The 9,299-nt window shown below is 56.7% G+C and carries 7 protein-coding genes and 2 pseudogenes; 3 read left to right on the top strand and 6 right to left on the bottom strand.

Features of this window, described 5'->3' with window-relative positions; all coding sequences use genetic code 11:
* Positions 1-93 (top strand): annotated as a pseudogene (locus tag C8N34_RS25185) (JAB domain-containing protein); the annotation flags it as partial.
* Positions 94-137: 44 nt separating this feature from the next.
* On the opposite strand, the pseudogene C8N34_RS27215 reads toward C8N34_RS25185, so the two are convergent.
* The 6 genes and pseudogenes from C8N34_RS27215 to C8N34_RS25160 form a co-directional block, all read right to left on the bottom strand.
* A pseudogene (locus C8N34_RS27215) lies at positions 138-527 on the bottom strand (DUF4145 domain-containing protein); the annotation flags it as partial.
* Positions 528-1,332: 805 nt separating this feature from the next.
* A complete protein-coding gene (locus C8N34_RS25175) occupies positions 1,333-4,020 on the bottom strand; it encodes a primase-helicase family protein (RefSeq protein WP_145693903.1) in 2,688 nt (895 codons plus the stop codon).
* A 120-nt stretch (positions 4,021-4,140) separates the two neighbouring features.
* Positions 4,141-5,109 (bottom strand): hypothetical protein, encoded by a 969-nt coding sequence (locus C8N34_RS25170; protein ID WP_108130992.1) that lies wholly within the window; start codon positions 5,107-5,109, stop codon positions 4,141-4,143.
* On the bottom strand, positions 5,106-5,303 hold the full coding sequence (locus C8N34_RS25165) for a helix-turn-helix transcriptional regulator (protein WP_108130991.1): 198 nt from the start codon (positions 5,301-5,303) through the stop codon (positions 5,106-5,108). Before C8N34_RS25165 ends, C8N34_RS25170 begins: the two co-directional genes overlap by 4 nt.
* A gap of 97 nt (positions 5,304-5,400) precedes the next feature.
* Complete coding sequence (locus C8N34_RS26090) at positions 5,401-6,204, bottom strand: hypothetical protein (protein ID WP_145693905.1); 804 nt, start codon at positions 6,202-6,204, stop codon at positions 5,401-5,403.
* Positions 6,205-6,236: 32 nt separating this feature from the next.
* On the bottom strand, positions 6,237-7,415 hold the full coding sequence (locus C8N34_RS25160; RefSeq protein WP_158640815.1) for a tyrosine-type recombinase/integrase: 1,179 nt from the start codon (positions 7,413-7,415) through the stop codon (positions 6,237-6,239).
* Positions 7,416-7,861: 446 nt separating this feature from the next.
* Here C8N34_RS25160 and C8N34_RS25155 point away from each other — a divergent pair, with 446 nt between their 5' ends.
* Both C8N34_RS25155 and C8N34_RS25150 read left to right on the top strand, forming a co-directional pair.
* Positions 7,862-8,704 carry a hypothetical protein gene (locus C8N34_RS25155; protein ID WP_199750783.1) on the top strand — a complete coding sequence of 281 codons (843 nt, stop codon included), beginning with the start codon at positions 7,862-7,864 and terminating at the stop codon, positions 8,702-8,704.
* Between the two features lie 300 nt (positions 8,705-9,004).
* Complete coding sequence (locus tag C8N34_RS25150; RefSeq protein WP_108130989.1) at positions 9,005-9,226, top strand: hypothetical protein; 222 nt, start codon at positions 9,005-9,007, stop codon at positions 9,224-9,226.
* The last annotated feature ends 73 nt before the right edge of the window (positions 9,227-9,299 follow it).

The raw sequence follows: 9,299 nt of genomic DNA, 5'->3' as shown, positions 1-9,299 counted from the left end.
GTCCCGGTCTATCCGCGCGAAATCGCCAAGCGCGCGCTCCTCCTCAACGCCAGCGCGCTGATCCTTGTCCATAACCATCCGTCGGGCGATCCCGATTGGTATCTGGACTTGAGAATTTCCTTCGCAAGCTCGATGGAGTCCTCTGATTCATCCTTCCCAATGCTGGTATAGTTCTTTGCTGTAATATGGGCAGCATCATTACCCAGAGCCTTCAATTCCCCCATCGCCTCAAAAAGCTCCTCTGGTAATGTAATCTTGGTTTTCAGCGCAATCAGCCGGTCATGAAGATCTCTCCCTTTCGCACCGCTTTCATCACAAATTTCTTCCAAGAGGCGCCGGACCATCATTGCTGATGCCCTATATGCGCCGGCAGCATGACACGCAATTGCTTCATTTAGTGTTCTGAGCAGGTTGGGCGGAAGGTTTCTGGCATCGAAATCTATAAGCTCAGGAGGTAAGATCGTCACCTTTCCATGTGACGGTTGCACAACAAGAACAATTCCCCGGCAGCTTGGGTTTGGGCACATTCTTATGCAGGCCTCAACCCCGGCAACCCCAATATTTCCGCCTTTAAGATTTGCCGCTTTTTGATATAGAATGCCTGTCGTCTCGGCGGTAAATGCACCAATATGCAAACAGTGAGGGCATCTAATTGATACAGGAGGAAATGAGTCTTTAGAGTATGACTTCAAATCCCGTTCAACTTGAAATATATTTGGGTTTTCAAAATCTATCGTCAATTTTTCCTCGAACGTTCGCGCCGTGCCAACGATGATGCTACCGCCCCCGGCAGACAATCGCAATGCGATCTTCGCTGCCAGTGGCCCTCCAAATACCGCCGCACACGCGCTGTTTCGCATCGGCGCGCCCCACAGTCGCCCCGAACGCAGAACGCGCTGCAATACGGGTTACAGCGAGTTTGCGGGGCGGTGTGACGTGGGCGGACGTTCGAGGCGCGACCTGATTTCGCCCCAAATACGCCGCACCGCCATGCTCCATCTTGCGCGAGGCAGAGCGATCACGCGCGACCAACGGGACGGACATGAGCAAAAGCAAGATGATGTATGTCGGACATGGGATCGCGGGCGTCCTTTCGTGGCCTTTGTTGGCTGTGACAATCCCACTGCACCTGATCCACAACAAGATCGGCGCAGCAGGCGCGAAAGGCGAGGCCCCACAGGATAGGGTGGAAACGGGCGCTCAACACGCGGAAGTACCATTTCACCTACAGACCTGTAGGGATCACGGGTGCGGCCTTGGCATCGACGGTGGGCGCGGCCTCTGCCAAACCTGCCGGAAGAAACTGTAGCGCCTCTCCGGGCAAGTGCGGGGTCAGTCCAGCGCCCAGTCATCCATCCCATCGCCCCAATCGTATGCTGCGATGTTCTGGTGCTTGAGGAAGGCGCTTCGCGCATCCGCCAATCTCGGGACGCTTATCACACGCCATGACTTCGACGCCGCGCCATTGACGGCGATCCGCCGAACACGGACCGGGGACAATGCCACAGGAGCGAATACCCGTGCGGGCTGCGGAAAACTGTGCCCGACCTTGATACCGTTCTTGATGAAATAATCGGACAGCGCCGACACCCGCACCTCCCATTCTCGCCCGTCGAAGTATGAGCAAGCCGGAAGACGACCAGCCTCCAAGAGATCGCGCAATACCCGATCCGGGCCGACAACCGATTCCAGCTTTTGCTTATCCTTGGCTTCGGTGAAGGGAATGACGTTCGGCCTAAACTCTGAAATGTCGCGCGTTCTCATGGCGTGCATGAAGGCCTCCATCTCCTGTGGAAATGCCGTGTGAAACTGCGACCAAAACCCTGCGTCATTCGCGTGCTTGGGCGACACGTTCAAGACAAACATTCGCCTATCATGTCGGGCAATATGCGCCACCTGTTGAGCATTGGAAGTCATAAAAACCCGAGCATAATTTCTAGCCTGCACAACACCCATATTCTTTGGGTTATAGCTTCCCATTTCGTCGGTGATCAAAGCCTTGACCTTGCTTTCCACTTTGCGGTCGTTTGGCGCAACTGCTTCCTCGAAATGCAATAGCACCTTGTTCATGGCGCGATCATTATGCTTTCCAACCAAATGCTCTGCATCCGAGGTGGTCGCACAATAGCGTGATCCGAGGAGCTGCCTCAGCAATGAAATGAAAGTGCTTTTCCCTGTGCCTTGCTCTTCACTTTGAAGGATGACCGCCGTTCCGGGCAGTACGTGCGGCTTCTGCACCATATGCGCAACATAGTTCAGCAGGTACTCCGATGCCTCGGGCACTCCCGAACAGAGCAATTCATGGATCAGATAGCGAATGGCAGGCCATTCTCCCGCGACAGGGGTAGTCGCCCAGCCGTGGAAAAGGTTGAGGACTTGCTTTCCTCCCACATCAATTACCCGATCAGTGGTGTCAAATCGCATCTCCTGCCGCGCATATCGGCGCGCCTTCGGGCTTTCACACCAAATTCTGGCAAAACGTTCGACTTGCGGTTTATCTTCTGAAAGATCGAAAGAGATTAGCACATGCTCACTATTCCGCGCTTCCAAGAACTTGGCAAGCCGCCACATATCCTGAGCGCCGGTATCTGGATCAACCGCATCATGGAATACTGCAACAGCCCCACCGAAATTCTCGATGATGTAGTAACTACTGTTGTATTCCTTAAATCTCGCCTGAAACCCATTCCTGCTTTCCTCAGCAATCATTTCGCCGATATAGGCGTTCAACTCTGGAACCTCAGTATCGGTGTCAGTCTGCGCAATGATGCAGGCATCAAGACACAGTTTCGCCAAATCATCTTTCTTCGCATACCGAAGAGTATTACATAGGCTGTTTTGCCGTTCGGGTGTCAGGTAACGGAATAGGGGTGCTAGGGTTTCAGCGTCCGAGCCGCGATAGATCCCTTCGGTAATCAAGTTTTCAGCCTTATACTGAACCTTGAATCTAACGTATCCGCTTTGCTTTGAATCCCAAAGATCGGCCAATGTTTTCGGGCCAGTGTCCACAGTATCGGCGGCAGCTTCTCGGCGGCTCTTTTCGGTCTTGATAAGGGAATCCCGCCACTCTGCATCCCAAAGGCGGTCCACCTTATCGGCCCGTGATACACCGTCCTTTTCTTCGGCAAGCTGCACAAGCCCGCTCGTCTGAATGACCTGCCGGACAATTCTCTCGTCAGTGCAGAACTGCGCTGCCGCGTTCAGGATCGCCTTGTAGGTGCCAGACCAATCGGCCGTCTTGCGTCCGTCCCGGAAGGCATCACCATTCTTTCCCGCCGACAGGATCGACCAGAGCCGCTTCGCATCCGTGATGGTTCCCGGCGTGATGATGTCATCGGAAGGCAGGAGCGCGACAGGGGCTGGCGTCGAGCCATCACCGCTTTCCATGTGGGTTTGTATCGCCCGGACCTGAGACGAAATGTCTTCAATCTGCGTTGTTCCCGCCCTGTGATCGCCCGTCAGCACTAGGCCGTAATTGAACAGGAGATCCGTCTTGTACTCGGGATGTTGCGTTTTTCGGGTGCCGGGAACCAGCGGGCGGGCGATGCCGACAAAGTGCGTCCCCTTGCCCGAGAGGGAAACCTCGCTGTAGGTATGGTTCAGTCTTTCTCTCAGTTGCTTCTGATAAGCCATTGCTTGTTCGAGACGATCCGGGGCGACCTTCTCCAGCGGGTCAATGTCAACGCACACAAATTCGTTTCCGAAACCCAACATCAGCATGAGGTTCAGGGCGGGTTCTGCGCTGATCGCCTCCATCGCCTCGGCAAAAGAGCAATGGTTTTCGGGGTCGGTCCAATCTGCTCCTATGACCCGCAACTGCCCGCCGCCGTGCGTTACCCTGTGTGGGGCCTTGCCCCGAGTGACCATCCACCACCGACCTGCCCGCATTTCGTCTGGGACGAACCGATAGCGCGTTGCGGAGAGGTGATCGGCAGGCGAGGCCGCGCCATCTGTGGCTGCGTCATGCGCCGAACACGGGGAGACGGCCCCTGCATCAAAAGGGGTGGGAAGAAGGGTCATTGCTGCCTCGAAAGCCCGGCAGAATGGGAAAATGTTCTGCATATGTTTGCGCGAAACACCCGCCGGAACATAACCCATTCTGTCCAAAGGTAAATAATTGCTCGACTCGGTGCCTAATTGTCAGGTGGTCGCGCCGATTGCCGCTTTCGCCGCCTCGATCTGCGCCTTCACACCTGCATCCGGCCCGGTTGACGGGCAAGCCGCGATCACCGTGTTGATCCGCGATTGGACTGCGGACTTGGCATCATCGAGCGGTCGGCCCGTCACGCGCTCGAGCATGGTCTTGAACTGCTCGTCGGTCAGGCCGGTTTGCATTGCCACCTTTTCGACGGTCAGGCCATTGTGCGCTGCCTCGCGCTGCCACTCGCCATACTGGTACTGCGCGGCATCGAACTGATCCTTCTCGCGCTGATAGTCAGCGACGACCGAGGCAAAGTGTCCGGCGACGACAGGCTGGATCGTCCCGCCGGGAGCGCGAGCCATCGTGACCGGACCGCGATCATAAGGATCGGGGTTCGAGTAGACAATGCTGCCAGCGCGATCAACGAGCACCAGCCCCCGGACGACAGCATCGGGCGTTGAGACGCTGATACGCGGATACTTGTTGACCAAGCGATCTTGCGGGTTGACCAGCATATGAGGTTGGGCCGGAGTATTGAAGATCGCAATCTCCTGCCGAAGGGCCTGATAGCCGTTCAACTCGGCTGCGATCTCTGCCAAAGCGTCGAAATACTTGTCCATCACCCTGTCGAAGTTCTTGGCACGCTTGACTGTGTTCTTGTAGCGCCCGTCCTGCCACGCAGCGAGTTCAGCCTTGGCCATTTCTGCTTGCAGGTCACGCAACTGAGGCAACCACAGAGTGAGACGGTCGCGGTTCTCGGTGTTGTCGTCCATCCGCTGCCGGATTTCGGGATACTGCTCTTCCGGCGTCGTATGCTCAATGAGCAGTTGGCCGTCTGCCGCGATCTCGCGCGTGAGCCGATCCTTTTCCCCTTCGGCCTCGCCGATAAGATAGACAACATTGTCCATCGTAAGGGCGGCGCTGCCCTGTAGGACCACCCGAACACGTTGCAGGATTTCGTTGTTCATCGTGCGGCCTCTTGAAGGGAGTTGATCCAGCCGACAATATCGCCGTAGCGCCATGCTACGGCATTGGGGCTGAGTTGCAGTGGTTTGGGAAATTCGCCACGCCGGATTTGTGCGTAGAAGGTGCTGACCGAAAGCCCGGTCATTTCTGCAACCTGCTTGGCGCGTAGCAGTCTATTGGGGTCATTGGGTTCCATCGTCGCCTCATGCGTTGATGACGACAATATGCAGCGACCTGAAACGCATGTCGCAAATAACGATGAGAACGACTTTAGGGACGAAATCTATGCCGGGTTAGGAAGAAGGATTCCTTTGACGATAGTCACACCAGAGCTGATAGAACTCATTCTGGTTTCGCTTTTCCCAAACATTGCGCACTGCGGTTTCAGCTAGAGGCCTAGACGCAATTTCTCCAATAGGCACACCGTCCCTCGTCTTGGTGCGCCCCTTAAACTCTTCATTCCACACCATCGTGATAATGTCACACGCATTCTTGTTTCCGGGTTTTCCCTTTTTTTCGCTCTTTGTTCTTGAGAACGTAGCGGGCAAACCAACAAACGTCTTGATCAGGTCGGAAACCAAATCAATAATAATCAAGTCACGAAATATGTTCGTTGCTTGCTTGGCACCACCTTTTCCAGATGGGCGTGGCATTCGCAGAGCATCTCGGAATGCGGACCTGACGGATGGATCAATTTGAAACTCGGAATCGTCAATATCGTCCAGAAATCGTTTAATGAGATCGTAGATGTATGGGTGCACCTTTGCGTCCCCTGCCAACGCAGCAAGGACGGCTTTTTGATAGGCGATATGTGAAACCCGAAGATGTTCTCTTTGGGCATCTACCTCTGTGGAGGCAAAATCGTCGTCCCCGTAATGAGGTTCAAGGTTTGCTTCATAGCCATATAGGAAGTTACAAAATAGCCGCTTTGCCCCCCAAGCATTGGGTTCCGCCGCAGCGATGACCTGTGCCGTTTCCAGTGAGAAGGGATCAAGATCGAAGAACCGCCCAAGCGGCAATCGCTGGGCATACGGGGTTTCTGCTTCGCTTGGGCAACCCGCGAGTTCGGCCAGCCGTTCGCGGACGCGTTGCTTCATGGTTTCCACAGGGGGAAGGCTCTGGTCCGCTGTCACGATGCGATACTCACCACCTTGGCGGTGCGTTTCGTCACCAGCTCGGCCCAGCGATCAAGGACGATGGCCCGTTTATCCAGCTGGGCAGACAGGTTGTAAACGCGGGCAACGGCGCTGGCGGCGGAGGCGCTGGCCGAGTGATTGAGGATGCGGTCCACAACCCCCTCATCTGCCCCACCCTCGGCCATGATCGTGGCGAAGGCGGTGCGGAAGTCGTGGAACGTCCAAGGCTCCATATCCTCGGGCAGCAGCTTGTCGATCTCGACCTTGACCTTGGAGAAGCCAGAAACTGGGGTCGTGCCTGTGGTCGTGAACATCAGGTCATTCTTCGGGGTCACGCCGTTGACGATCTCAAGAGCGGGTTCGGACAAGTGGACGATATGCGCCTTGCCGTTTTTGGTCCGCGCCCCCGGCAGGTCGATGCGCTGCCTGTCCGTGTCGATCTCCGAATGACGCAGACCCACGATGTCCCCCCGGCGCTGCGCTGTCAGGATCAGGAGACGGATGATCGGCGTCCACAGTGGGGATAGCAGCGCCGCCGCGTCATAGATCGCGCGGACCTCGTTCAGAGTCAGCAGGCGGTCGCGGGGCTTTTCCTTGCCGGGGGCCTTGGCGAGACCCGCGCCGATATTGTGGTCGATGTAACCGCGCTTCCACGCGAAGGCCGTGAACGCGCTGATCGCCGCCTTGTAGCGGTTGGCCAGAACCTTGGTCCCTTTGCCCGCCACCTTGTCGATGAACTCTTGCAGGTGCCGCCGCTCGACCTTGTTCAAGGGATCGTCCAGCCGCGTGCCGAACGCCACCTCCAACTGTTTGCGGCGCTGTTTGCCCGTCCGAAGCTGGGCCAGGTGCATTTCGTCGTAACGGTCGAGGATCGCCCGCACCGTTTGCAGATTCTTGGCCTCGGCCTTGCGGTCCACACCCTCAACTGCCTCCTTTTCGAGAGTCAGGGCCTTCTCTCGTGCCTCGGACAAGGTGATCGCCGGAAACCGCCCGAGCGTGTGGCTGCGCAAGATGCTTTCGCCTCGGATGCGCTTCACGAAAACCCACGTCTTGACCCCTGCGGTCGAAACCCGAAGCCGCAAACCGACGCGCTTGCTGTCCGCAACGTCATACCGCTTCTCCTTCGGCTGCAATGCCGCCACCGACCGATCTGTCAGCATCACCCTTGCCATGTCCCGTCCTTTCACTGGTGTTTGCCGCAAACATATGGCAAACATTTTTACGCATCACGCACCGCTATCGCCTGCATTGCATGATAACGCGCTGCAACATTCAGAACAATGAAAATAAAGGGTTTTGTTGACATTACACGGCACTTCTCGGAACGCCTCACAAGGTGCTGCAACGCCTAGATTTTGTGACTGTTAATCAATTGGTCGTAGGTTCGATCCCTACCGCCGGAGCCAAGATAAGCCCTCTAGGTCAATGACTTAGAGGGTTTTTCTTTTCCCGGATTTTCTCGCGTAAGGCTGAAAAGTAAGGCCCGCGTAAGGCTCGGCAGCGCCCCTGCTGTAGCTCGTACACGCGCCGATTGCTCTCGCCCTGAGAGCCATTGCCTTGACCACAAAGGCATTTCGACGGATGTATTTCAGCAGCACTGCAATCAGGGAGAGAAAGTTTGTCGGCACCCGATCCGAAAAGACAGAAAGCTGCTCGGGCAGTCATTGACCGTCTCTTTGACGACGCAGCGAATGTCTGGGTGGCGCACTACTCCTGCGAAAGTTTCTATGACCGGGTTGACGGGCGCTCGCCCAGGATCACCTCAATCGCGGTTCGCAAACTCGACTCAGGGCAAACTATATCCTTCTCCATTCACCAAGTTGCCGAGTTGGACGGTATCGACCTCGCGGGAATCACGGCGCACTACGATGACCTAGAGCGGAAGATGCTGGACGCCTTCTTTGCCCATATCGGCGGGCATCGGGGGATGAAGTACCTGCACTGGAACATGAGGGACATCAACTACGGTTTCGCCGCCATTGAGCACAGATACCGAGTGCTGGGCGGCACCCCCGCGTTCATCATCCCGGACGAGAACAAATTTGACCTCGCCCGGCTGCTGATCGACATTTACGGCGTTGGGTACACCGGGCACCCTCGGCTGACGACACTTCTCGACAAGAACAAGATTCAGCCGCGAGACTTCTTGAATGGCGCATCCGAAGCGGAGGCGTTCGAGCAGGGGAACTTTGTCGGCCTTCACCAGTCCACTTTGCGGAAGGTGGACATGATTGCCAACCTCGCGGGCCGCGCCCGGGACCGCTCCTTGAAGACCAACACAACGTGGTGGGAGATGCACGGCGGGCGTCTTCGTACCTTCATCAACTTCGCTGCGGAGAACCGGACCTTTCAGCTTGTCGCAGGAACTGCGAGCATAGTTGGCTTGGTAATTGCATTTAACCCCAACCTTCCAGCATCTGTTTGGGCGTCTATCTCCGGGTTGTTCTCGGGCACGCCTTGACAGATAGGATGCCAGCTTCCGGGTGCACACCTGCTCAGGGAAAACTTGCTGTTGACGCACGGCCCGGGCGGCCCCATCTTCGGGTTAGGTGGGCCACGGCACAGTGGTCGCTAACCATCCCCATGAGGGGAGCCCCGCCCAAGGGCGGAGGTGCGGCTAGGCCCCATGTCGCGGACGCAAGGACCATCCGCGAGCCGACATGCGAAGCGAAACCAACCCGGTTGCGCTGTGTGTCGGTTTAGGTCCGCGATGCTTCCCCGGGCACGACACGCAGCGCTCCCCATCTGAGAGTAGACTGCAATGGCCATGCTGAACAAAAACCCAAACGTCGAAGTGCCTGTGAACGCGCTTGTGACGATCAACCTCGCCGTCGAACTGCTGGGCGACGAACTGGACTTCTTCGTGAACGGAAGGAGCTTTGACGGCACCCCGGCTTTCGGCTTTGACGGGCTCGACCATCTGCCGCCCGGCCTTCGCCAGAAGCTTGAAGCGGCGGAGGAAGAGGTGGTTCGGTTGCTCTGAACAGGTTCCGGGCGTTTTCTAAGTGGTTTTCCGCCTCGGTTATGCCGCCGCCGCTTCGGGTGTCGGCGGGTTG

This window comes from Gemmobacter caeni (genome assembly GCF_003054195.1).
GTDB classification, from domain to species: domain Bacteria; phylum Pseudomonadota; class Alphaproteobacteria; order Rhodobacterales; family Rhodobacteraceae; genus Gemmobacter; species Gemmobacter caeni.
This window is presented reverse-complemented; position numbering and strand designations above follow the sequence as displayed.